Here is a 22,847-nt window from a genome sequence, read left to right on the forward strand (position 1 = left end):
GAAACGACTCATCCCTGCGCTGCGTCCTGGGCTTCGAGAGTGACGAAATGATCCCGGGCGGAGGCGCCCCGGGCCGGCCGGTTCTGGGCGGGGAACGTCCGATGTTCGATGGTCGGGAGGACCATGTGGGCTACGTCCGCTACCGGTTCGGCGAACTTGGCGGTGTCGCCACACGTCCTCTCGCGAGGCACCAGACGGTGTAAACGGGCGGGAACGGCCTTATGTGGTGTCGAACTGCCACAGGTAGACAGCCATCCACCGTGGCTGAGCGGTGCGGGCCCGCCACCGCGGCGGGGCAAGCGGAGACGTTCCTCTGGTCGCGGCTGGTGACTTTCGCAGTCTTTGCAGAACCGGCCCTGCGCGTTCTCCACCTGAGTGCTGAGCCAGTCCTCAAAGTGCGCAGATAGCTGTCCGGACGAGTCGTGAAATGTAGAGGTATCGGCGGACGGCTGCGTCCCTGACGGCGATCCTTCGCTCGAGTCCACCCCGCCGGCGAATGATCACAGAGCCCCGGTCATCGCCGAATCCGCGCAGCACCGTGCGCGAACCGTGTGCTGATGTGTTTTCGCCGGCTCGCAATGGCGCGCTGCTGGCGCCGGTTGGCGTATCGAGGGCCCGCGAGAGGGAAACGGGTTTCTGCGAGAACGAGCTCGCGTCAGGCTCCGTGTGCCGCTTCGGGGGGCTCGGCCTCCGTCATCCGTCTTTCCCTGGCGCGGCGGTTCCGCACGTCGAGCTCGTACAGGTGGAGCTCCCGGTCCAACGCGACCAGGAACTCTTCTCCGTCGATGTAGCCCTGGTCGAGCCCTTCCTCGACGATGCGGCGCGCTCGCTGCATGCCGTCGACGACACCATCTTCGAACGCGGCGAGCCCACTCACGCCCTGAGTATGCCGTCACTCGCAGGCGGTGGGTGCTGCCGCGCCGGGGCGGACGGCCCGGTGCCCCTTCCCCCGCCCAACGGCGTGGCTGAACCGGCCGGACTTCTGCGGCGGTGGCGGAGGACAGCGGCGCGGCCGGCGTGCAACAGGCGCGAGATCGCTCGCCTCACCAGCTTTAGGACTCGACGCGGCAGGCGGAGACGACGTTGCTTCGCCACGTAGGTGGGCGTGGGCAGCGTGCGTCGCACGGCAGCCACCGTTGTGGGCGAGAGGCCAACGCGGCGCGCGACTTCGGCGTTAGACAGGTTTGGGTTCAGTGAGAGCGTGCGCGCGGCTTCGGCGCGCCGTTGCGAACGGTCCATCGGATGACGGGAGCCGTCACGACCGATGCGAGCGTCCAGGTGCGGCGGCGCCGCACCTGGACGCTTCTGCTGGGCGCGTGCGCGGCGGATCGTGGCCTCGTGGACGCCGGTCAGCTCTGCGATCCGACGGTTGCTCCACTCCGGGTGGAGCTCGAGAATGCGTCGAGCGGCCCCCGCCCGTTGGCGGGAGGACAGCGGGAGTCCGTGGCTGGCATTGTTCGCCACCGCGCGGAGCCAGCCGCTCGTCTCGTCCTCGGCCCACTCGACGGGCAGTTCCCCTCGGCCTGCCGCCTTCGCGGCTAGCACACGCATGTGCCCATCAAGCACTCGCCTCGTCGGGCGGTGAACCAGAATGGGCGGGACGCGGTCGATGACCGCCGTCAAGATGCGGACGTGCTCTTCACTCGGTCGACGCAGTGCCGCAGACAGGTCGAGGGTGTCGAGCTCGACCGTGGACGTCAGTGACCTTTGGATCATGGCCGGACGGTGCGTAGGCCCGACGTGGAAGCATTCGGCCTGGGCCCACGTCCGACGTCATCGGTTGCGGACGGTGCAGTGCGGCCCACCTGGCGGGTGGCTCGTCGCATGTGAGCCACCGCATGTCCTCAAGAGCCGCTGCCCGCCGGTGCTGTGGGGGCAGTGATGACCGTCCCGTCTCCCGGCGTTGAACGGTTCACGGCGCAGCGGTCGCAGTCACAGTCCCAGCCGTCGATGGACGCGCAGCCGTCGCAGTACACGCCTGGTGTGGCGGAGTGCAGCACCGTCCAGTCCTCGACGCGGCCGCAGTCCTCGCACATGCCGAGGTTCGTGTCGTCGAGGTCGGGGCCGCGAAGCAGGCTGAAGGCGGGTCGGTAGATCCACGGGTCGAGCGCGGCTTGCGTCCGCACGTAGCCCGGGTCGCAGCCGCAAGGCGGGTGACCGAACTGGCCACCAGCGTCGTTCCAACAGTCGTAGCACACGGCCATGGGATGCCAGGTGTCAGCGCCATGCGTGCCGGGGCTCTCGTCGAGGTCCTTCTTGCACACGTCGCAGGTGTGGTCTGCGCCGTCACTGACATAGGGATTCGCTGTTCGGCGGACAATCGGGGACTCAGTAATGGCCGCTGAGTCTTTGCGCGGCGGATGACTGGGGCCTTGAGTGGGGCGGGTGCTCGTTGGTTCTCCACCTTTCTGACGTAAGTGACCGGTCTGGAAGATGCGTGCGGGCCGCATGGAAAGTGACTGATTCGGGCTCGCCGGGAAATGAACTGCGTGAACTGGTCAATCACCATCGGCGACGGCCTTCCTGCTCACGATCCGGGGAGGCGTCTGTCGAATGCGGGGGCGCGGGGTTCGTTCGATACGGACCACGGGTGTGGTCTCGTGAATCTGGGGCAGCTGGCCGTCCGCCTGTGGCCGTAGCTGGACTTGCATCCGGTAGCCGAGGACGGGCTCGGGCCAGCTCAGCAACGCGAAGGGCTGACCGTCTCGTCGCATGTCGGCCCCTTGGTGACGGAGCCGGACCCCGGTCATGGACCGTGGGTCGAACTCGTACACCGCGCCGATGGTGACCACCCGCATCGGCCGTCCTGCGGCGGGTGCGGCTTCAGGCGTCGACGGGAGCTGGCTGTGGGTCAGGCGCGTTGGCTGTGTCCTGGTACTGCGCGCGGCGAGTGCGGCGCGTGCGCCGCGCTGGGGTGGGCGGGATCAGTCATGGTTCTCCTCGGTCGTTGTGTCGGTCGGCGACCTGTGGGCGCTGCCGGCAGCGCCCAGGGGCGGCGGAAATGCGGGTTCTGCCGGATGGCAGGGGTGCAGGGAGGTCGTCTTGTGGGCCGCCGTCGGTGCCGGCCCGTTGGTCTGCGGGCGGCGGCGAGCCATGCCCAGTGCCACCTGCTGCATCGGAGGCCAACGCCAGGGCGTCCTGGCGTCGGCCTCCGACCCTGACCGTCCTATCCGGCGGCGGCCTGTGCTGCCTGTGCCGCCATCAGCAGGTCCTCGTCCGGGAGGCGGATGTCCGCGTCCCACGTCCTGTGCGGCGCGCAGATCGCGGCCAGCACCTGGGCGGCTGCTCGCGTCATCTGTGTGGCCGAGAGGAGCGCTTCCTCCAGCTGCTGGGCCTGGTGCCGGGCTTCCTGAAATGCCGCGGCCTTGGCCGCGGGCGTGCTCAGGCGGGTCATGTCCCGGCGTGTCGTGGCCCAGGAGAGGGTGCCGTCGCGGAGGACGCGGTGGTCGAGAGCCATCATGCGGAAGTCCCGGGCCGTCTTCACGAACACGTCGTAGACCCCGTGGGCGCGGATGAAGTGCACGTTCAGCACTTCCCGCTTGGTCAGCCAGCGATGCTGCTGCCGCTGTTCCCACTGGGTCTGGACGAGCACCCGCAGCTGTTCCGCCAAAGCCTCCTCGCTGGGCTGGGTGGTTGGGTCGGTGCTCCCTGTGGCTTCGTCGGTGGTCATGCCCCCGACGGTGTTGAGCAGCCGGGGGCCGGCATTCGTCCCGGTGACCCTGTCGGGTGAGCTGCGGTGCGGTACCCCACGCACGCCGCCACGACACCGATGGGACTGGGCGCAGCACCGGCCGACGACTACCTGCCCGCCTCGTCGGCGTCGTGGTCGGCGGGCGGGGAGAACAGGTCGCGCTTGAGCTGAGCCAGCTGCTCCATGCGCTCCTTGTAGTAATGCTCGCTGGTCGCGCCGCCGTCGTGGGCGAGTTGGAGCTTGGCCGCGGCCTCGCCGCCGGCTTCGTAGAACAGGCGGCCGCTGGTGTGCCGGATGTCGTGTGGCCGTAGGCCTCGGGCGTCGAAGCCGGGGTGGTAGCGGCGGATTCGAGTGAACAGTGACTCGAACCGCTTGCGGGTCAGGGGCCGCACCCGGCGGCTGACGAAGAAGCCGTCGGCGTCGAAGGTGTCGACCGGCCGGTAGTAGAAGACCGGATCCTCCGGGGAGGGGGCCGGGATGCCGGTGCGGCGCAGCTCCTCGGGGGCGTCTGGCGGGGCGGGGACGCGGGGGCCGCGCTCGAGCGCATGGGCGACCAGCGCGTCGAGGTGCTCCGGGGTCGAAGGTCGGGTGCGGTAAGTGTCGCGCTTCTCGTCCCAGTAGGTGACGGTGCACTCGTCGCGGTTGACCCCGCGGCAGCGCAGAGCGAGCACCCCGCCACGGCGGGTGGCCTGGATGAGCATGTGCCGCAAAATGAGCCCGTCCAGCGCCGGATCGTCCCCGGTCGACGTCGCCAGAGCGTGCAGGGTCAGGAAGTCCGGCACGGCGAGGCTGCGGGCGACGGCCTCCTGGCGGTTGGGCATCCGCACGTCCTTGGCCACGTTCGCCGGCACCACGCCGTCGCGGCGCATCTCTTCCCACAGCCACCGGGTGGCCTGAATCATTGCCTCTTGGGCGCCGCGGCCGTCGTGGTTGTGCAGCGCCCGGCCGGCGGCCGTCCGCTTGGCGTTGCGCACCGCGGTGCGCTGCATCGCGTGCCGGCGAGCCCACCAGGCGGCCTCGCTCAGGTGGTGGCGGGTGATGGACCGCACGTCCTCGCCACCCAGGGTGGTCATGCGGGCGGCGCAGTCGATGTCCGACTCCGGCGCGCAGCCCTCCCCGTGACCGCCGGCGGTGCACGGGCAGGAGCCGGTCGCGCAGGCCAGGCAGACGCACGGGCAGGTGTCGGGCAGCCCCACAGCCAGCCGGTGCAGATACAGCGCCCACGTGCCGTAGGTGCCCTTGTGGTCGCGGCGCAGCGCGGGCAGCCGCAGCTCCAGCTGCTCGGCCAGGGTGAGGCCGGGCGCGGCGCCGAGCAGGCCGGCCACGTCCACGCCGCGGCGGCGGGCCTCGGCGAGCAGCACGGCGAGTTGGTCGGTGAAGTCCTCGGGCGGGCCGGGGTGGCTGAGGGTTTCGGTCATCGTGGGTACCGCCTTCAGTTGATGCCGCGATGCGGCAGTTCGGGAGCCGGGGCGGAGGGTGCGCCCGCGGGGGAGGGGTGCAGTCGTCCGCCGGGCAGGGCGGTGAGAACGGGCCGGTCGTCGGCGGCGGCGGCGGAACCGGCGGGCTGCGGGGCACGCCGGTGCGCGTCGAACAGTTCGTCCAGCTGGTGCTCGACGCGGCTGGCAGCCATCAGCTCCAGCACGCCGCGCGCAGCATCGGCGCGGGCGATGACGGTGGCGTCGGCGGCCAGCCCGAGCTGGGTGCGCAGCGCCGGGCCAAGCAGCAGCCGGCGGCGGGGGTCGACGCGCAACGGCGCGGTGTCATAGCCCGGACGGGGAGCCGCGGCGGCGCCGGGCAGGAAGACGACCAGCACGCCACCGTCACGTTCGGCGGGTAGCTGGGCGTCCAACACCGGGCACAGCGGCAGCGGCAGCCGGCCCTTGGCGTCCAGCTTGGTGACGGTCAGCTCGGTGCGTGCCGGCGCCGGCTCGGCCGCCCGGGCGTGCAACGGGGTGAAGTCGTCGCCGGCCGGGGCACGCTGGTCACGCTCGCCGAGCAGGTCGGTGTTCAGCCAGAGCTCGTTGAGCTCCGCTGCCGAGGGGGCGCTGCCGCCGAACGCCCAGCCGCCGGGCAGGGCCGGGCCGACTGCCGCGCCTCCGAGGGCGGGCACGGTGGCCACATGAAGCGAGGAGCGCGGCGTGCGGGTGGTCTGGCTGTCGCGGCGCCGGGCGAGCGCCGGGGCCGGTGGTGCGGGTCGTGGCATGGCCGTAGCTGTGCCGGGCGTTTTGCCAGGTGCGCTCGGATTCGGCCGATTCGCGGCCTTCTCACCCGAAAGAGGGTGGGACGGCTCCCACGTAGAAGTGTCCGAGGGGGGACTTGAACCCCCACGCCCGATAAAGGGCACTAGCACCTCAAGCTAGCGCGTCTGCCATTCCGCCACCCGGACAAGGTGAGCACTCCGCGGAGCGCCTCGATGAGCATAACCGAGGCCGCTCCCGGTCCGGGACAGGGGCCGGTGGCACCATCGACCGCATGTCGCAGCCCACGCCCCTGGCCGGCGCCCAGTCCGAGGTCGCGGACCTGCTCTCCGACCTCATCCGCATCGACACCACCAACACCGGTGACTCCGCCACCAGCGCGGGGGAGCGGAAGGCCGCCGAGTGGGTCGCCGCCAAGCTCGACGAGGTCGGGATCGGCAGCGTCATCCACGAGTCCGAGCCGGGCCGGGCCAGCCTGGTCGCCCGGATCGAGGGCACGAACCGCGACCGCCCGGCGCTGCTGGTGCACGGCCACCTGGACGTCGTCCCGGCCGACCCGGCCGAGTGGAGCGTCCACCCGTTCAGCGGCGAGCAGCGCGACGGCTACGTGTGGGGCCGCGGCGCGGTCGACATGAAGGACATGGACGCGATGACCCTGGCACTGGTGCGCGACTGGGCCCGCACCGGCGTCAAGCCCGACCGCGACATCGTGCTCGCCTTCGTCGCCGACGAGGAGGCCGGCGGACGCAAGGGCGCGCACTACATGGTCGACCACCACGCCGACCTCTTCGAGGGCTGCACCGAGGCGATCAGCGAGGTCGGCGGCTTCAGCATCACCGTCCGCGACGACCTGCGCCTCTACCTCGTGCAGACCGCCGAAAAGGGCCTGGCCTGGATGAAGCTCACGGCCCAGGGCCGCCCCGGGCACGGCTCCTTCGTGCACGACGACAACGCCGTCACCCGACTGGCCGCGGCGGTCGCCCGGATCGGCACCACCCGGCTCCCCACCGTGATCACCCCGCCGATGCGCGAGTTCCTCGACGCGGTCAGCGACGCCTACGGGGTGGAGATCGACCCGGACCAGCCCGACGAGGCGCTGGCCCGGCTGGGCAGCATCAGCCGGATGATCGGCGCGGCCCTGCGCAACACGGTCAACCCCACGATGCTCGACGCCGGCTACAAGACCAACGTCATCCCCGGCTCCGCCAGCGCGACCATCGACGGCCGCTTCCTGTACGGGCAGGAGGCGGAGTTCGAGAAGCAGCTGGACGAGCTGATCGGCGAGGGCGTCACCCGGGAGTGGATCGCCTACGACCAGGCCGTGGAGACGACGTTCGACGGCCCCTCGGTCGACCTGATGGTCCAGGCACTGCAGGCCGAGGACCCGGGCGCCCGCGCCGTCCCGTTCACCATGAGCGGCGGCACCGACGCCAAGAGCTTCGAGACCCTGGGCATGCGCTGCTTCGGCTTCTCCCCGCTCAAGCTCCCCGCCGAGCTCGACTTCGCCTCGCTGTTCCACGGCATCGACGAGCGCATCTCCATCGACTCGATGCAGTTCGGCATCCGGGTGCTCGACCGGTTCCTGCGCCAGGCGTGATGTGATGCCGGGCGTGACCGACACCGCTCCCGCGCCCGGATCGCCCGCCCCTGGCGATGTCGCCCTCGTCACCGGAGGGACCGGCGGCTTCGGCCGCGCCCTCGCCGCCCAGCTCCGCGAGCGCGGGGTGACCGTCGTCCTCGCCGACCTGGACAGTGCGGCCAACCGCGAGGTCGCCGCGGGCCTGGGGGCGCACTTCGCTGCCCTCGACGTCACCGACCGGGCGGCCAACGCCGCCGTGGTCGCCGCGGTGGAGGCAGAGCACGGCCGGCTGGACGCCGTCTTCCTCAACGCCGGCATCGCCGGGCAGTCCCGGCACGCCTTGGACGTCGACGAGTTCCTCAAGGTCGTCGACGTCGACCTGTTCGGCGTCGTCTATGGCACCGAGGCGGCGCTGCCGGCGCTGCGCCGTGCCGGCGGCGGGTCGATCGTGGTGACCGCCTCGCTGGCCGGCCTGTCGCCGATGGCCACCGACCCCGGCTACAGCGTCGCCAAGGGCGGGGCGGTGGCCTTCGTCCGGTCGATGGCCTCCCGCCTCGTCGACGACGGCATCACCATCTCCGCGATCTGCCCCGGCTTCGCCGACACCGCGATCATCGACCCGCTGCGCGACGAGTTCGCCGCCGCCGACTTCCCGGTGCTGTCGGCCGGCGAGGTGGCCGAGGCGATGGTCGCCGCCTGGGCCGGCGCGGAGCCTGGCGCGGCCTACGTCGTCCAGCCGGGCGTGGGGGCCGTCCCGTACAAGTTCAAGGGGGTGCCGGCCGCCCGGACGACGAGCGGCGAGACCGCCGTCGTCCCGGCCGCGCTGCGGCCGCCCTCGATGCGCTGAGCCGGGTCAGACCTCCAGCGAACCGGTGTGCACGATCTGCTCGGCGACCACCCGGAGCTTCCGGTTGGTGCGCTGACTGGCCTCGATCAGCCACCGGTGGGCCTGTTGCTCGGTCATGCGCCGGCGCGTCATCACCACGCCGATGGCGGTGGCGATGGTGCGGTTGGTGACCAGCGCCGTCTCCAGGTGGGCGACGCGCTCCTCGGCCTCCGCCTGCGCGGCGAGGGCCGACTCGACCACCGCGCGGTCGAGCTCGCGCGCCGCGGCCACGGTGACCAGGTCGGCGGCCGCCCCCAGCACCGCCAGCTCCGCGGCACCGAACTCAGGGCGGGTCCGGGAGCCGACCGACAGGGTGCCGAGCACGGCCGGTCCCGCGGTCAGCGGGAAGCTGGCGTACGCGGTGGCGTCCAGTTCCCGAGCCAGGGCCAGCCGCTCGTCCGGGTCGGCGTCCACCCGGGCGTGCGCCTCCGGGCGGCGCCGTTCGGCGACCATCCCGCAGACGGCGACACCGAGCGGGACCACCGCGAGGTCCGGTCGGTGCTGCTCGGCCACCCCGATGGTGGTGTGCAGGCGCAGTTCGCCGGCCGCCGGGGGCAGCTCGTACCGGATGGAGAAGTCCAGCCCGAACGGCCGGTTCAGGTCGTCGACGAGGCGTTCGACGAGGTCCTGAGACGGGCTGCCGGCAGCCAGGTCGGCGCCCAGCCGGCCCAGCGTCCGCACGGCGACGGGATCGATGGTGGTGCTCACGGGGGTTCGCCCTCCGGTGTCCGGCGACGCCGTCCTCTCGACGCCAACCGTTCCAGAGTACGAGGCGCTCGGTTGTACGCAATGAGTCGTCGGGCCCCGGGTGACCGGCGTCACCGCCACTCTGGCAAGGTGCCGGGCATGCGTGCATGGCGAGTCCACTCCCTGGGGAACCCGGCCGAGGTCATGTCCCTCGACGAGGTCGAGCAGCCCACGCCGGCCGACGGCCAGGTGCTGGTCAAGGTGCGGGCGGCCGGGTTGAACTTCCCCGACGTGCTGATGGCGATGGGGCAGTACCAGGAGCGGCCGCCGCTGCCGTTCACCCCCGGCGTGGAGCTGTGCGGCGAGATCGTCGAGACCGGCCAGCGGGTGCTCGGCTCACCGTCCGGCGGACCCGGCGCCTTCGCCGAGTACGCGCTGATGGACGCCGCCGCGGCCTGGCCCGTGCCCGACGCGATGTCCGACGAGCAGGCCGCCTCGCTGTACCTGACCTACCAGACCGGCTACGTCGGTCTGCACCGTCGCGCGGCGCTGCAGGCGGGGGAGTGGCTGCTGGTGCACGCCGGGGCCGGTGGCGTCGGCACGGCGGCGATCCAGCTCGGCAAGGCCGCCGGCGCAAAGGTGATCGCCACCGCCGGTGGGGAGCGCAAGACCGAGGTCTGCCGCTCACTCGGCGCCGACCACGTCATCGACTACACCGCCGAGGACTTCGTCCCGTTGGTCAAGGAGATCACCGGCGGGCACGGGGCCGACGTCGTCTACGACCCGGTGGGTGGCGAGGTGTTCGACAAGTCCCGCAAGTGCATCGCCTTCGAGGGGCGGCTGGTCGTCGTCGGCTTCACCAGCGGCACGATCCCGCAGGCGCCGGTCAACCACGCGCTGGTCAAGAACTACAGCATCGTCGGGCTGCACTGGGGCCTGTACCGCAAGCACGACCCGGCCCGGATCGGCATGGTGCACGAGGCGCTGTGCGAGCTGTTCGACGACGGCGCCATCGCCCCACTGGTCGGCCAGTCGCTGCCGCTCACCGAGCTGCCGCAGGCGATGGCCGCCATCGCCGACCGCAGCACCGTCGGCAAGGTGGTCCTCACCCCCTGAGGAAGGACCCCGTCCTGCTCAACCCTCGCAAGCTCGGGCCGAGCCTCTGGACGGGGCCGTCAGACCATGGGGCGGGGGAGGTAGGACAGCCGCGCTCGGCGCCGCATGATCACCTTGCGGGTGCCGTCGGCGTGCAGCTGGAGCCGGGCGAGCTCCCAGCCGCCGCTGTCGGACTGCATGCTCATCAGCTGCGCGGCCGCGGAGCGGGAGATGCCCGCCGGGATGCGCAGCGGGGCGTACTCGTACTCGCCGGGTGCTGACACCTCGTCGATTGTGCCTGCCGGACGCCGGTGGGTCATGTGGTGGTCACCACGACGCCACCCGGACCGGGTGTCGCACCGGCGGAGTGCGGGCAGGGGAGGACGGCGCGGCCCGGCACCCGGCCAGGCCCCCGACCAGCGAGGAGCCCCCATGACCGACCCCGAAGCCACCGACGCCGACCGCCTGGAGCAGCAGCGGACCGTCGCCCCGGCCGGCCCGGAGCTCGCCGACGAGGTGAGCCCGCCGGGCGCCGACGTCCCGGAGGCCGACGCCGTCGAGCAGCAGCTCACCGCGACCCCGGGCACCTCGGCCGGCCTGCGGGACGCCGATCCCGAGGCCGATGAGTACGACGTCCTGGAGCAGCAGGCGGCCGTCCCCGATGACGAGGACGAGCAGCGGGGCTGACCCTCGGACGCCCTCGGTGGGCGCCGCCCGACGGCCGGGGCCGGATCGGCCCCGGCCCGGCCCGGCTCAGCGGGAGTAGTACTCCACGACCAGCTGCTCCTCGCAGACCACCGGGACCTCGGCGCGCTGCGGCCGACGCAGGACCACGCAGCGGAGCTCGGAGAGCTGGACCTCCAGGTACGCCGGGGCGGCGGCGTGCGCGCCGGAGGCGGCGACCTGGAAGGGCAGCTTGGCCTTGCTGCGCTCGGCGATCTCGACGACGTCGTAGGGCTGCACCTGGTAGCTCGGCCGGTCGACCCGCTTGCCGTTCACCGTGACGTGCTGGTGGCTGACCGTCTGCCGGGCCTGGTAGATCGTGCGGGCGAACCCCGCGCGCAGCACGGTCGCGTCCAGCCTGGCCTCGAGCTGGTGGGTGATCAGCTCCTCGCCGGTCTTGCCACCGGTGCGCTTGGCCCGGTCGAACGCCGAGCGGAGCTGGGTCTCGCTGATGTCGTACTGCGCGCGCAGCCGCTGCTTCTCCAGCAGCCGGGTCTTGTAGTCGCTGGTGTTCTTGCGCTTGCGGCCGTGCTCACCGGGCGGGTAGGCGCGCCGCTCGAAGTAGCGGACGTCCTTGGGGGTGAGCGGGATGCCCAGCGCACGAGAGCGCCGGACCTTGGGGCGAGAGCTGTTCACACGGTCCTCCGGGTTCGGTTAGGCTCACCTTACCGCGATGTCGAGTCGTCCTGAACCCGGAGTGCCGCATGACACGATCGACCCGCCCCGCTGCCCCGGGGCCCTCGTCCGATGCAGTCCGGCCCACCGGAGCCGAACGGGCCCGCACGGTGGCCGGCCGGCCGGCCGCTGCGGTCTGCGCCGCCGGCATCGACGGGAGCCGCGTGCTCGGGCACGCGATCACCGCCGAGGGCCAGGTGCTGGTGGTGGTGCCGACCGACGGTGAGGTGTGCAGCGCGGTGCGGTCGTCACCCGACGGAGACCTCGCAGCACTGCTGATGGTCACCGACCACGCTCCGGTGCCGCTGCGGGAGCCGGTGCGCGCCCAGGTCTGGCTGTCCGGGTGGCTCACGCCGTTGCTCGAGACCGACCAGCGGGACGCCGCGCTGGCCTTCGCCGACGTCGCCCCGGTGGGGGCGCTGCTGGACGTCGGGCGCAGCGCCACCCTGCTGCGGCTGGACCTGGCCGAGGTCGTGCTGGGGGAGTGCGGCGCGGTCACCGAGATCGACCCCGACGACTTCCTCGCCGCCGTCCCCGACCCGCTGGCCGCGGTGGAGGGGCAGGCGCTGCAGCACCTGGACGTCGCCCACCCCGAGGAACTGGGCCTGCTGTGCTCGCGGGTGCCGGCCGCCTGGGTGGGGAAGGGCGACGTCGTCCGCCCGCTCGGCCTGGACCGCTACGGCTTCCGGCTGCGGATCGAGCAGCGGTCGGGCCACCGGGACGTGCGTGTCCCGTTCGCCGACCCGGTCTCCGGCGCCGACGACCTCGGGCCGGCCGTGCACCGGTTGATCTGCGCCGTGAGACGCGCCTGCCCCGGGCGCTGACCGCGAGGTCTGCGCCCGGGGGCAGGGGAGTCGTGCTGGAGAGCAGGTGCGAGGTCAGTGGACCTTGCGCCGGCCGCCGCTCATGCCCTCGGCGACACCGATCAACAGCACCGCGGCGACGATCGCGACGATGCCGCCGATGATGTTGAGCTCGCCGAAGTCACCGGTGCCCAGGAGGGTGGCGACGACGCCACCGATCAGGGAGCCGACGACACCGAGGGCCAGAGTGGCCAGGATGCTGAGGTTCTGCTTGCCCGGCTTGATCAACCGCGCCAGCGCACCGACGATCAGGCCGAAGACGAGAAATCCGATGATGCCCATGGGCTCGTGTTTTCCCGCAAGATCAACGCGGCAAACGCACGCCGGCTGACGGGTGGGTCACTCCGCCAGCTCGGCGAGCAGGGCCGCCAGCCGGGTCCGCCGCGGCCGGACGTCGACCTCCCGCACCGCGCGGGCCAGGGCGGCGCCGCTGGCGTGCACGATCGACAGGTGCCGCTGGGCCCGGGTGAGCGCGGTGTAGACCAGCGGCCGGGACAGCATCCCGCCGGCCTCCGGTGGCAGCACCACGACGACGCCGGGCCACTCCGAACCCTGAGCGCGGTGCACGGTGATCGCCCAGCCGTGCCGGAGGTCGCCCAGCGCCTTGCCGATCACCGTGACCGGTCCGGAGCTGAAGTCGACGGTGAGCGAGCCCTCGCCGGTGCCGGTGACCACACCGACCTCGCCGTTGGCGAAGCCGATCGGCTCCAGCTCCAGGTGGTTGGCGGTGGCCACCACCCGGTCGCCGACGTCGAACCCGAACACCGTGCCCTCGCCCGGGTTGAGCTGTGCCTTGAGCGCCTTGTTCAGCTCGATGGTGCCGGCCGGTCCGCGGTGCACCGGGGTGACGACCTGCACCGTCGACGGGTCGATGCCCAGCGCGCGGGGGATCGAGTCGGTGACCAGCTGGACGACCCGCTTGGCCGCCTCGGCGCTGCCGGTGGCCGGCACGATGACCACCTCCCGGTCCGGGGACTCCACCTGCACCAGCTCGCCGCCCCGCACGCCGGTGGCCAGCCGGGCGATCGCCCCACCGGCGGCCTGGCGGTGCAGCGTGGTCAGCTCGGTCACCGGCACCACGCCGGAGTCGATCAGGTCACCGAGGACGTGGCCCGGTCCGATCGAGGGCAGCTGCGCCGGGTCGCCCACCAGCAGCAGGTGGGTGCCGTCGGGGCAGGCCTCCAGCAGCGCCGCGGTCAGCTCGACGTCGAGCATCGAGGCCTCGTCGACCACGACGACGTCGGCGTCCAGCGGCCACTCCTCGTTGCGGGCGAACCCGCCCGTCATGCCCTGGGCGCCCAGCAGCCGGTGCACGGTCACCGCCGGGTGGTCGGTCAGCTCCTCCAGCCGCTTCGCCGCCCGGCCGGTCGGCGCCGCCAGGGCGACCTCGGTGCCCTTGGCCTGCAGCAGCTTCACCAGCGAGGCCACGGTCCGGCTCTTCCCGGTGCCCGGCCCGCCGGTCAGCAGCGAGACGCCGGCGCCGAGCACCTGGGCGACGGCCGCCTGCTGTGCCGGGTCCAGGCCCTTGGCCACCGACCGCACCGATGCCGGGTCGGCGATCCGCCCGCTCGTGGCCGCCAGCCGGTGCACGTTCTCCGCCACCGCCTCCTCCGCCATCCCGTACCGGGCCAGTGACAGGGTGCGCAGCGCCGGGTCCGGCTCGGGCAGCTCGTCGGCGTCGTCGGCCGGCTCGACCAGCGGCGGTTCGTGCTCGAGGACCTCGCCGGACTCCACCGCGGCCACCACGGCGGCGGCCGGGTCCGCGATCCCCTCGGCGCGCAGCGCCGCCACCACCAGGTCGGCGGGGAGCACGGTGTGCCCGTCCCGGGTGGCAGTGCGCAGCGTCAGCGCCACGATGGCCCGGCCGCGGCGGGTGTCCTGCCGGTCGGCGCCGGACAGGACGGCGATCGCCAGCCGGTCGGCCTCGGCCAGCGTCACCCCGGTCAGGCCCAGCAGCGCCCAGGGGTCGTCCCGGAGCCGGCGGGCGGCGTCCGGACCGAGCGCGTCTGCTGAGTTGACGGCCAGCCGAGCGTTCAGGCCGGCGCCGACCAACAGCTCGACCACCTCGTAGGTCGACCGCGCGGCGAGGAAGGAGCTGAACAGCCGCTCGGCGCGCTGTCGGCCCACCCGGGGCAGCTTGAGCAGCCGGTCGGCGCTGACGTCGTCCGGGCCGGTGATGCCGGCGGCCGGCAGGTCGGCCGCGGTCCGCTTGCCCAGGCCCGGCCACAGGCCCGCGGTGCAGAAGGCGGCGAAGACGGGGTCGCCGGCGGGTGTGCTCATGACTCAGTGCTCCCGACGCTGCTCGGGATAGGAGAAGTGCGGTGCGGACACGTCGTCCAGCGCGGTCGTGATCGCCGGCGGCAGCCGGACGCCCTCGGCGTCGAGGGCGGCCTGCAGCTGCTGGGCGGTCCGGGCGCCCACGATCGGGGCGACCACGCACGGCCGGTCGCGCAGCCAGGCCAGCGCCACGCCCAACGGCGTGGTGCCCAGCCCCTCGGCCGCGGTGATCACCGCCTCCACCACCCGGTCCGCGGTCGCCGAGCGCAGCCCGTCGATGAACCCCTGCCACTGCGCCGATGCGCCGCGGGAGTCGGCGGGCGCGCTGTGCCGGTACTTGCCGGTGAGCAGCCCCCGGCCCAGCGGCGACCACGGCAGGATGCCCAGCCCCAGCGCCTCCGCGGCCGGCTGTACCTCGCGCTCGACGCCGCGCTGCAGCAGCGAGTACTCGACCTGGGTGCTCACGATCGGGGTGCGCCCGGGCCAGGCGCGCTGCCAGGTGGCCGCCTGGGCGGTCTGCCAGCCGGAGAAGTTGCTCACCCCGACGTAGCGGGCCCGGCCGGAGGAGACGGCCAGGTCGCAGGCGGCCAGCGTCTCCTCCAGGGGGGTGGCGTCGTCCCAGGCGTGCAGCTGCCAGAGGTCGACGTGGTCGATCCCCAGCCGCTCCAGCGACGCGTCCAGCGCCGAGAGCAGGTGCCCGCGGGAGGCACCGCGGCCCATCGGTCCGGGCCCGGTACGGCCCGCCGCCTTCGTGGCGACCAGCACGTCGTCCCGGGGGACGACGTCGGCCAGCAGCCGCCCGAGGGTTCGCTCGCTCTCGCCGTCGGCGTACACGTCGGCGGTGTCGACCAGCGTGCCGCCGGCGTCGACGAAGGCCGTCAGCTGCATCGCGGCCTCGTCCTCGTCGGTGTCGCGGCCCCACGTGAGGGTGCCCAGCCCCAGCCGGGAGACGACGAGCCCACTGCGCCCGAGCGCCCGCTGTTCCACGACGGGTCAACCTACCGTTGCCCACCGACGTCCCCGGCAGCGACGAACGTCTCGTGCCGGGGTGCCGGGCCCCGGTGTCCCGGCCACCTAGGGTGCCTGTCGTGCGCGAGCCCTCGACCTGCCCTGACCACCGCCCGGCCGAGCAGCGGAGGCGCTGACCGTGGGCTGGTTCGAAGCTCTCGTCCTCGGGGTGGTCCAGGGCCTCACCGAGTTCCTGCCGATCTCCTCCAGCGCCCACCTGCGCGTGGTCGGCGAGGCGTTCGGCTGGGGGGACCCCGGGGCGGCGTTCACCGCGATCACCCAGATCGGCACGGAACTCGCCGTGCTCATCTACTTCCGGCACGACATCTGGCGGATCATCACCGCCTGGGTCCGGGGGCTGTTCGACCGCTCGGCCCGCAGCGACCCCGACGCCCGGATGGGCTGGCTGATCATCATCGGCAGCCTGCCGATCGTCGTCCTCGGGCTGCTGTTCCAGGACTCGATCGAGACGACCTTCCGCGACCTGCGGATCATCGCCGTCGCGCTGATCGTCTTCTCGCTCATCCTCTACTGGGCCGACCGGGTGGGCAGCACCGAGCGGGACCTGCCCGACCTGACCGTCAAGCACGGCCTGACCTTCGGCTTCGCCCAGGCGATGGCGCTCATCCCCGGCGTCTCCCGCTCCGGCGGCACCATCACCGCCGGCCGGTTCCTCGGCTACAACCGGGCCGCGGCCGCGCGGTACTCGTTCCTGCTCGCCGTCCCCGCCGTGCTCGGCGCCGGGTTCTTCCAGGCCTACGAGTCCCTGACCGGCGACACCGAGGGCGGAGCACTGTCCTGGGGCCCGACGCTCCTGGCCACGGTCATCGCCTTCGGGATCGGCTACGCGGTCATCGCCTGGCTGCTGCGGTACCTGGCCCACGGCAGCTTCGCCCCGTTCGTGGTCTACCGGATCGCCCTCGGTGCGCTGGTGCTGGCGCTGGTCGGCACCGGCGTCCTCGAGCCGACCTGATGGAGGACCCCGTCCTCCTCACCCCCTCGCGAGCTCGGGGCGAGCCTCTGGACGGGGCCTTAGAGTCGTCTGGTGACCACCGTCGTGCTGCTCCGACACGGCCGGACGACGGCCAACACCGCCGGCGTGCTCGCCGGCTGGACCCCTGGGGTCCAGCTGGACGACGCCGGCCGGGCGCAGGTCCAGGCGGTCGCGCAGCGGCTGTCCGGCGTCCCGCTGGCCGCGGTGGTGAGCAGCCCGCTGGAGCGCTGCCAGCAGACCGCCGGCACGGTCGCCGAGGGCCGGGCCCTGGACGTGCAGACCGACGACCGGTTCGGCGAGGCCCGGTACGGCGACTGGACCGGGCGCCCGATCAAGGAACTGGTCAAGGAGCCGCTCTGGAAGGTCGTGCAGCAGCACCCCTCTGCCGCGGTCTTCCCCGGCCCCGAGGGCGAGGGGCTCGCCCAGACCCAGGCGCGCGCGGTGGCCGCCGTCCGGGAGTGGAACGCGAAGCTCGGCCCCGACGCCGTCTGGCTGGTCTGCAGCCACGGCGACGTGATCAAGTCGATCTTGGCCGACGCCCTCGGGCTGCACCTGGACTCCTTCCAGCGGATCGTCGTCGACCCGGCGTCCCTGTCGGTCGTCACCTACACCGACACCCGGCCCTTCCTGGTCCGGGTGAACGACACTGGCGGGGACGTGTCCGCCCTCATCCCGCCGAAGAAGAAGCGCGGCCGGCGCAAACCCTCCTCCGACGCGGTCGTCGGGGGCGGCGCGGGCTCCGGCGCCGCGTAACCTGATCTCCGTGCCTCGTCAGGTCTTCCTCTTCGACCGTCCCTCCCGGTTCGTCGCCGGCACGGTGGGCCAGCCCGGCGACCGCACCTTCTACCTGCAGGCCTCCGACGAGGCCGGCCGCACGATCAGCGTGGCGCTGGAGAAGACGCAGGTCCAGGTGCTGGCCGACCGCATGAGCGAGCTGCTCGACGAGGTGGCCAACCGCGCCGCCGTCGTCGTCCCGCCCGACGCCGACGTCGACGACCTCGAACCGCTCACCGCCCCCGTCGACGAGGAGTTCCGCGTCGCTGCGATGGGCCTGGCCTGGGACGGCGAGGAGGACGCCGTCGTCGTCGAGGCCGTCGCCGCCGGCGAGGAGCCGATCGAGGAGGACGCGATCCTCTCCGACAGCGACGAGGGCCCCGACGCCCTGCGCGTCACGATCACCCCGGTCGCCGCCCGGGCGTTCGTCGCCCGCGCCCGCCGGGTGATCGCCGCCGGCCGGCCCTCCTGCCCGCTGTGCTCGCTGCCGCTGGACCCGGCCGGTCACGTCTGTCCCCGGCAGAACGGCTACCGCCGCTGACCCGGCGCAGCGATGACGGCGCCTGATCCCCGCGACGACCGGCTGGAGCACCCGCTGACCGACGAGCCCCTCGAGCTGGACGACGAGCTCGACGACGACGAGCTGGACGGCGACGTCGTCGAGCTGGACCTCGCCGGGCTCGACCACGGCGACCGCCGGCCACCCAGCGGCGCCGACGAGGTCGCCACCCTGCTCCGCGAGGGTGCGCTGGACATGGAGGGCCGGCTGCTCGACGCCAGCAACGTCACCCTCATCGGGGCGATCCGCACCGAGGAGCTGGCCGCCACCTGCGTGTACAAGCCGGTGGCGGGGGAGCGGCCGCTGTGGGACTTCCCCGACGGCACGCTCGCCGGCCGGGAGATCAGCGCGCACCTGGTGTCGGAGGCCACCGGCTGGTCGATCGTGCCGCCCACCGTCCTGCGCGAGGGCCCGTTCGGCCCCGGCATGGTCCAGCTCTGGATGGACGCCGACCCCACCGTCGAGCTCACCGAGTTCGTCCGGCTCGACGTCCCCGAGCTCCGCCGGATGGCCGTCTTCGACGCCGTGGTGAACAACGCCGACCGCAAGGGCGGCCACATCATCCCGATGCCCGGCGGCCACGTGTACGGCGTCGACCACGGCATCTGCTTCTCCGCCGAGCCCAAGCTGCGCACCCTGCTGTGGCGCTGGGCCGGCAAGCCGCTCACCGCCGAGGCGGTCACCGTCCTGCACGAGCTGGACGACCAGCTGCGCGGTGAGCTGGGCGACCAGCTGCACGAGCACCTCACCCGGCGCGAGGTGCGGCGCACCCAGCAACGGGTGGCCGAGCTGCTCCGCACCGGCGTGCACCCCCAGCCCAGCGGGGAGTGGCCCGCGCTGCCCTGGCCGCCGTTCTGAGCTGCGCGGGCAGCTGATCGGCTGACTTCTCGGGACCGGGGTGCCAGGGTGGGGGAGTGCCTCATCGGAGCCGACTCGCGATCCTGTTGATCGACCTGCCGCCGCACCTGCACGACCGGGGCCAGGCGTTCTGGTCCGCCGCGACGGGCCACCCCGTGGAGCCCGACACCATCGACGACGCGTGGTCCTCGCTCGGTTCCTTCGCCGACGGCTTCCACCTGGAGGTCCAGCGCACCGGGGTGGGCACCCCGCCGCGCTGGCACGTGGACATCGAGACCGACGACGTGCACGCCGAGGTGGCCCGGCTGGAGGCCCTCGGGGCGATCCGGATGGTCGACATGGGCGGGTTCTGGCAGATGAAGGACCCCGCCGGGCTGCTGTTCTGCGTGGTCGGCATCCAGACCGGGGAGGAGTTCGAGCGGCACGCCACCACCTGGCCGTGATGGCCCGGCCGGCCCGGTAACGGCGGGCGGCGTGCCGCCCTGTCGGTGGCCGGATCTAGGCTCCTGCCGTGCTCTCCTGGCCTGCCCCGCTGCTCCCCACCCTGCCCGGGTCCGGCCCCGCCCTGCGGCTGTACGACACCGCCCGCGGCGAGGTGGTCGACACCTCCCCGGGCCGCACGGCCCGGATGTACGTCTGCGGCATCACGCCCTACGACGCCACCCACCTCGGCCACGCCGCCACCTACCTGGCCTTCGACCTGGTCAACCGGGTCTGGCGCGATGCCCGGCACGCCGTGCACTACGTGCAGAACGTCACCGACGTCGACGACCCGCTGTTCGAGCGGGCCGACCGCGACGGCGAGGACTGGATCGTCCTGGGTATGCGCGAGACGGCGCTCTTCCGCGAGGACATGACCGCGCTGCGGGTGCTGCCGCCGGAGGACTTCGTCGGCGCCGTCGAGTCGATCCCGCGGATCGCCGCCCACGTGGAGACCCTGTGGGACGCCGGCCTGGCCTACCAGCTGGACGACGGCACCGGCGACGTGTACCACGACGTCGCCCAGGCGCCCGGGTTCGGCTCCGAGTCCGGCTACGACGAGGAGACCATGCTCCGGCTGTCCGCCGAGCGGGGCGGCGACCCCGACCGGGCGGGCAAGCGGCACGCACTCGACCCGCTGCTGTGGCGGGGCGCTCGCGAGGGTGAACCGTCCTGGCCCGGGCCGCGCGGCGTCGAGGGCCGCCCGGGCTGGCACGTCGAGTGCGCGACGATCGCACTCGACAAGATCGGCATGGGCTTCGACGTCCAAGGGGGCGGGAGCGACCTGGTCTTCCCGCACCACGAGTACTCCGCCGTCCACGCCGAGGCGCTCACCGGCAGCAAGCCCTTCGCCCGGGCCTACGTGCACGCCGCGATGATCGGGCTGGACGGCGAGAAGATGAGCAAGAGCCGGGGCAACCTGGTCTTCGTCTCCCGGCTCCGCGGCGACCGCACCGACCCGATGGCGATCCGGCTGGCCCTGCTGTCCGGGCACTACCGCACCGACCGGGCCTGGACCCCGGACCTGCTGGCGCAGGCACAGCGGCGCTTGGACACCTGGCGGCGCGCGGCCGAGCTGCCCGTGGGCGCCCCGGCCGGCCCGGTGCTGGCCGCCGTCCGGGAGCGGCTGGCCGACGACCTCGACACCCCCGGCGCGATCGCCGCCGTCGACCGCTGGGCCGCCGCGAGCCTCGCCGAGGCAGCCTCCGGTCCGGGCCTGCCCGCCGCGCAGGCGAGCGACGACTGGGACGAGCAGTCCCCGGCCGTCGTCCGCGACCTCGTCGACGCGCTGCTCGGCGTGGCCCTGGCGCCGTGACCGGGCCGCCGTCGGCGTTCCGGCTCGCCGACCGGGGCACCCGGGAACGAGCCGAGGAGCTGCTGGCCCCCGGCGCGGCCCGGTCGGTCGCCACCCGCGGCCGGGCCCGGCCCGAGCCCGAGGACGCGCTCCGGACGGCGTACGAGCGCGACCGCGACCGGATCCTGCACGCCAAGGCGTTTCGGCGGCTCAAGCACAAGACGCAGGTGTTCCTGCACCCCGACGGCGACCACTTCGTCACCCGGTTGACCCACACCCTCCAGGTCACCCAGGTCGCCCGCTCACTGGCCGCGGCCCTGTCGCTCAACGAGCCGCTCGCCGAGGCGATCGCACTGGCCCACGACGTCGGCCACTCGCCCTTCGGCCACATCGGCGAGGAGGCGCTGGAGCCCTACGTCGAGGGCGGCTGGCACCACGCCGCCCAGGGGGTCCGGATCGTCGAGGTGCTCGAGGACCTCAACCTCACCTGGGAGGTCCGGGACGGCGTCCGGGCGCACAGCTGGAAGATCAGCCCGCCGCCGGCCACCCACGAGGCCGAGTGCGTGCGGTACGCCGACCGGATCGGGTACCTGTCCCACGACGCGCTGGACGCCGTGCGGGCCGGTGTCCTGCGGGCCGGTGACCTGCCCGCCCGCACCCGCAGCACGTTCGGCGCACCGGGCAGCGCGATGGTCGGGGCGATGATCGAGGCGGTGGTCGAGGGCACCCTGTCGGCGGCCAACACCACCGGCGCCGTCGTCATGGCCCCCGACGCGCTGGAGGCCATGCAGGAGCTGCGGGCCTTCATGTTCGCCCGGGTGTACGAGTCCGACACCGCCGCCGGGCAGAAGCACGTGGCCATCGAGGTGATCCGCCGGCTCGTCGACCACCACCTGGCCCACCCCGAGCTGATCCCGGCGAGCTACCGGGACACCGAGGCCGACCCGGTCACCCAGGTCGTCGACTACGTGACCGGGATGACCGACCGGTTCGCCCTCACCACCTATGACCGGCTCTTCGACGACACCGCCACCATCCGGATGCGCCCGCTGCTCGTCACCCCCTGAGCGGGAGGGCCACCACGAGAACGGGCTGAGGGTCGTCATCCCGTGGAGATGACGACCCTCAGCCCGCGCTGATCATGAAGCGGCCGGGCTCAGCTCGTGCCGCCGCGGCGGCGCAAGTACCTCTCGAACTCGCGGGCGATCTGGTCGCCGTTGGCCTGGGACAGGTCGGTCGCGGTCTGCCGCTCCTCGAGCGAGCGCACGTACTCCACGACCTCCTCGTCCTCCTGGGCCATCTCGTCGACGGTCTTCACCCACTCGTCGGCCTGCTCGGGCAGGGTGCCGAGCGGGACGGTGACCTCCAGGACCTCCTCGACCCGGGTCAGCAGCGCCATCGTCGCCCGGGGGGCGGGGGGCTGGGAGACGTAGTGCGGCACGGCTGCCCAGAAGCTCACCGCCGGCAGGCCGGCCTGCACGCAGGCATCGGCGAAGACGCCCAGGATGCCGGTCGGGCCCTGGTAGGTGGACGTCTCCACGCCCCACTGGCGCGCCGACTCCGCGTCGTAGGCCGACCCCGTCACCGGGGTGGGACGGGTGTGCGGCGTGTCGGCCAGCAGCGCTCCGAGCGCGACCACCGTCTGGGCGCCGAGCTCCTGGCACAGCTCGATCAGCTCGTCGCAGAAGCTGCGCCAGCGCATGTTCGGCTCGATGCCGCGGATGAGGACGACGTGCCGCTCACTGCCCGGCGGCTTGGCCACCGAGAGGCGGGTGGTGGGCCACTCGACCCGGCGGCTGACGCCGTCGACCAGGGAGACCGTCGGCCGGTTGACCTGGAAGTCGTAGTAGTCCTCGGGGTCCAGCGCGGCGAGCGGGGTGGCGTCCCAGATCAGTTCCAGGTGCTCCACGGCGCCGGTGGCGGCGTCCCCGGCGTCGTTCCATCCCTCGAACGCGACCACGACCACGGGGTCGTCCAGCTCGGGCAGGTCGTCAGCGTCGGACTTCGGATCGATCACCCTTCGAGCCTACGTCGATCCCGCCAGCCGGCCCGGCCGCGCGTGGGGTGGCTGGGGCGCCCGGACCCCCGAGGTGCACGCGGGCAGGGGAGCGGAGTGAGACGATGGGGGCGCTGTTCGAGGACGACGAGGTCGCTCGCCCGTCGGAGTTGCCAGGGCCCTGGCGCCGGACGCCTCCGTGACCGTGCC

25 protein-coding genes and 1 tRNA gene are annotated in these 22,847 nt (G+C 73.0%); 12 read left to right on the top strand and 14 right to left on the bottom strand.

What is annotated here, in order from left to right; translation table 11 throughout:
* Nucleotides 1-655 precede the first annotated feature (655 nt).
* The 7 genes from O2W20_RS09795 to O2W20_RS09820 all read right to left on the bottom strand — a co-directional run bounded on the left by O2W20_RS09795 (nucleotide 656) and on the right by O2W20_RS09820 (nucleotide 6,077).
* Nucleotides 656-877, bottom strand: a complete 222-nt coding sequence (locus O2W20_RS09795; RefSeq protein ID WP_269172817.1) for a hypothetical protein — start codon at nucleotides 875-877, stop codon at nucleotides 656-658.
* A complete protein-coding gene (locus O2W20_RS22775; protein ID WP_442929193.1) occupies nucleotides 874-1,716 on the bottom strand; it encodes a winged helix-turn-helix transcriptional regulator in 843 nt (280 codons plus the stop codon). The genes O2W20_RS09795 and O2W20_RS22775 overlap by 4 nt, the downstream gene beginning before the upstream one ends.
* Before the next feature lie 128 nt (nucleotides 1,717-1,844).
* Nucleotides 1,845-2,264, bottom strand: a complete 420-nt coding sequence (locus tag O2W20_RS09800) for a hypothetical protein (RefSeq protein WP_269172816.1) — start codon at nucleotides 2,262-2,264, stop codon at nucleotides 1,845-1,847.
* Between the two features lie 902 nt (nucleotides 2,265-3,166).
* On the bottom strand, nucleotides 3,167-3,670 hold the full coding sequence (locus tag O2W20_RS09805; protein WP_269172815.1) for a hypothetical protein: 504 nt from the start codon (nucleotides 3,668-3,670) through the stop codon (nucleotides 3,167-3,169).
* Nucleotides 3,671-3,798: 128 nt separating this feature from the next.
* Complete coding sequence (locus tag O2W20_RS09810; RefSeq protein ID WP_269172814.1) at nucleotides 3,799-5,109, bottom strand: hypothetical protein; 1,311 nt, start codon at nucleotides 5,107-5,109, stop codon at nucleotides 3,799-3,801.
* Between the two features lie 14 nt (nucleotides 5,110-5,123).
* On the bottom strand, nucleotides 5,124-5,894 hold the full coding sequence (locus O2W20_RS09815) for a hypothetical protein (RefSeq protein WP_269172813.1): 771 nt from the start codon (nucleotides 5,892-5,894) through the stop codon (nucleotides 5,124-5,126).
* 98 nt (nucleotides 5,895-5,992) lie between these two features.
* Nucleotides 5,993-6,077, bottom strand: a tRNA-Leu gene (locus O2W20_RS09820).
* Nucleotides 6,078-6,163: 86 nt separating this feature from the next.
* Here O2W20_RS09820 and O2W20_RS09825 point away from each other — a divergent pair.
* Both O2W20_RS09825 and O2W20_RS09830 read left to right on the top strand, forming a co-directional pair.
* On the top strand, nucleotides 6,164-7,486 hold the full coding sequence (locus O2W20_RS09825) for a M20/M25/M40 family metallo-hydrolase (RefSeq protein ID WP_269172812.1): 1,323 nt from the start codon (nucleotides 6,164-6,166) through the stop codon (nucleotides 7,484-7,486).
* A 4-nt stretch (nucleotides 7,487-7,490) separates the two neighbouring features.
* Nucleotides 7,491-8,315: an SDR family oxidoreductase gene (locus O2W20_RS09830; protein ID WP_269185495.1), complete on the top strand. Its 825-nt coding sequence runs from the start codon at nucleotides 7,491-7,493 to the stop codon at nucleotides 8,313-8,315.
* Nucleotides 8,316-8,321: 6 nt separating this feature from the next.
* Here the strand turns inward: O2W20_RS09830 and O2W20_RS09835 are convergent, their stop codons facing one another.
* Nucleotides 8,322-9,062 carry a GAF and ANTAR domain-containing protein gene (locus O2W20_RS09835; RefSeq protein WP_269172810.1) on the bottom strand — a complete coding sequence of 247 codons (741 nt, stop codon included), beginning with the start codon at nucleotides 9,060-9,062 and terminating at the stop codon, nucleotides 8,322-8,324.
* A gap of 138 nt (nucleotides 9,063-9,200) precedes the next feature.
* On the opposite strand from O2W20_RS09835, the gene O2W20_RS09840 reads away from it, so the two are divergent.
* Nucleotides 9,201-10,157: an NADPH:quinone oxidoreductase family protein gene (locus tag O2W20_RS09840; protein WP_269172809.1), complete on the top strand. Its 957-nt coding sequence runs from the start codon at nucleotides 9,201-9,203 to the stop codon at nucleotides 10,155-10,157.
* Nucleotides 10,158-10,216: 59 nt separating this feature from the next.
* Here O2W20_RS09840 and O2W20_RS09845 read toward each other — a convergent pair whose 3' ends face one another.
* Nucleotides 10,217-10,420, bottom strand: a complete 204-nt coding sequence (locus tag O2W20_RS09845; protein ID WP_269172808.1) for a DUF5703 family protein — start codon at nucleotides 10,418-10,420, stop codon at nucleotides 10,217-10,219.
* A gap of 148 nt (nucleotides 10,421-10,568) precedes the next feature.
* Between O2W20_RS09845 and O2W20_RS09850 the strand changes: the two genes are divergently transcribed.
* Entirely contained in the window at nucleotides 10,569-10,823 is a 255-nt protein-coding gene (locus O2W20_RS09850; RefSeq protein ID WP_269172807.1) for a hypothetical protein, read from the top strand.
* Nucleotides 10,824-10,889: 66 nt separating this feature from the next.
* On the opposite strand, the gene rpsD is transcribed toward O2W20_RS09850, so the two are convergent.
* On the bottom strand, nucleotides 10,890-11,495 hold the full coding sequence (gene rpsD / locus O2W20_RS09855; protein ID WP_269172806.1) for a 30S ribosomal protein S4: 606 nt from the start codon (nucleotides 11,493-11,495) through the stop codon (nucleotides 10,890-10,892).
* A 68-nt stretch (nucleotides 11,496-11,563) separates the two neighbouring features.
* Here rpsD and O2W20_RS09860 point away from each other — a divergent pair, with 68 nt between their 5' ends.
* Nucleotides 11,564-12,358, top strand: a complete 795-nt coding sequence (locus O2W20_RS09860) for a DUF2470 domain-containing protein (protein ID WP_269172805.1) — start codon at nucleotides 11,564-11,566, stop codon at nucleotides 12,356-12,358.
* A gap of 54 nt (nucleotides 12,359-12,412) precedes the next feature.
* Here the strand turns inward: O2W20_RS09860 and O2W20_RS09865 are convergent, their stop codons facing one another.
* Genes O2W20_RS09865 through O2W20_RS09875 form a run of 3 tightly spaced genes read right to left on the bottom strand, consistent with a single transcriptional unit; the run spans nucleotide 12,413 to nucleotide 15,661 of the window.
* On the bottom strand, nucleotides 12,413-12,679 hold the full coding sequence (locus O2W20_RS09865) for a GlsB/YeaQ/YmgE family stress response membrane protein (protein ID WP_197058299.1): 267 nt from the start codon (nucleotides 12,677-12,679) through the stop codon (nucleotides 12,413-12,415).
* 57 nt (nucleotides 12,680-12,736) lie between these two features.
* On the bottom strand, nucleotides 12,737-14,677 hold the full coding sequence (locus tag O2W20_RS09870) for an AAA family ATPase (protein ID WP_269172804.1): 1,941 nt from the start codon (nucleotides 14,675-14,677) through the stop codon (nucleotides 12,737-12,739).
* A gap of 3 nt (nucleotides 14,678-14,680) precedes the next feature.
* Nucleotides 14,681-15,661: an aldo/keto reductase gene (locus O2W20_RS09875; protein ID WP_269172803.1), complete on the bottom strand. Its 981-nt coding sequence runs from the start codon at nucleotides 15,659-15,661 to the stop codon at nucleotides 14,681-14,683.
* Nucleotides 15,662-15,821: 160 nt separating this feature from the next.
* On the opposite strand from O2W20_RS09875, the gene O2W20_RS09880 reads away from it, so the two are divergent.
* From O2W20_RS09880 to O2W20_RS09910, 7 genes are all read left to right on the top strand, one after another.
* Complete coding sequence (locus O2W20_RS09880) at nucleotides 15,822-16,655, top strand: undecaprenyl-diphosphate phosphatase (protein ID WP_269172802.1); 834 nt, start codon at nucleotides 15,822-15,824, stop codon at nucleotides 16,653-16,655.
* A 72-nt stretch (nucleotides 16,656-16,727) separates the two neighbouring features.
* Nucleotides 16,728-17,429, top strand: a complete 702-nt coding sequence (locus O2W20_RS09885; protein WP_269172801.1) for a histidine phosphatase family protein — start codon at nucleotides 16,728-16,730, stop codon at nucleotides 17,427-17,429.
* Between the two features lie 10 nt (nucleotides 17,430-17,439).
* Entirely contained in the window at nucleotides 17,440-17,991 is a 552-nt protein-coding gene (locus O2W20_RS09890) for a DUF3090 family protein (protein WP_269158438.1), read from the top strand.
* A 12-nt stretch (nucleotides 17,992-18,003) separates the two neighbouring features.
* Nucleotides 18,004-18,867, top strand: a complete 864-nt coding sequence (locus tag O2W20_RS09895) for an SCO1664 family protein (RefSeq protein WP_269172800.1) — start codon at nucleotides 18,004-18,006, stop codon at nucleotides 18,865-18,867.
* 56 nt (nucleotides 18,868-18,923) lie between these two features.
* The gene (locus O2W20_RS09900; protein ID WP_269172799.1) at nucleotides 18,924-19,310 is read left to right on the top strand and encodes a VOC family protein; all 387 of its coding nucleotides are present in this window, start codon (nucleotides 18,924-18,926) and stop codon (nucleotides 19,308-19,310) included.
* Nucleotides 19,311-19,378: 68 nt separating this feature from the next.
* Nucleotides 19,379-20,662: a cysteine--1-D-myo-inosityl 2-amino-2-deoxy-alpha-D-glucopyranoside ligase gene (mshC, locus tag O2W20_RS09905; RefSeq protein ID WP_269172798.1), complete on the top strand. Its 1,284-nt coding sequence runs from the start codon at nucleotides 19,379-19,381 to the stop codon at nucleotides 20,660-20,662.
* Nucleotides 20,659-21,708 carry an HD domain-containing protein gene (locus O2W20_RS09910; RefSeq protein ID WP_269172797.1) on the top strand — a complete coding sequence of 350 codons (1,050 nt, stop codon included), beginning with the start codon at nucleotides 20,659-20,661 and terminating at the stop codon, nucleotides 21,706-21,708. Before mshC ends, O2W20_RS09910 begins: the two co-directional genes overlap by 4 nt.
* Nucleotides 21,709-21,797: 89 nt before the next feature.
* Here O2W20_RS09910 and O2W20_RS09915 read toward each other — a convergent pair whose 3' ends face one another.
* Nucleotides 21,798-22,658: a PAC2 family protein gene (locus O2W20_RS09915; protein ID WP_269172796.1), complete on the bottom strand. Its 861-nt coding sequence runs from the start codon at nucleotides 22,656-22,658 to the stop codon at nucleotides 21,798-21,800.
* Nucleotides 22,659-22,847: the final 189 nt, after the last annotated feature.

Source organism: Modestobacter sp. VKM Ac-2982 (assembly GCF_026967935.1).
Classification (GTDB): domain Bacteria; phylum Actinomycetota; class Actinomycetes; order Mycobacteriales; family Geodermatophilaceae; genus Modestobacter.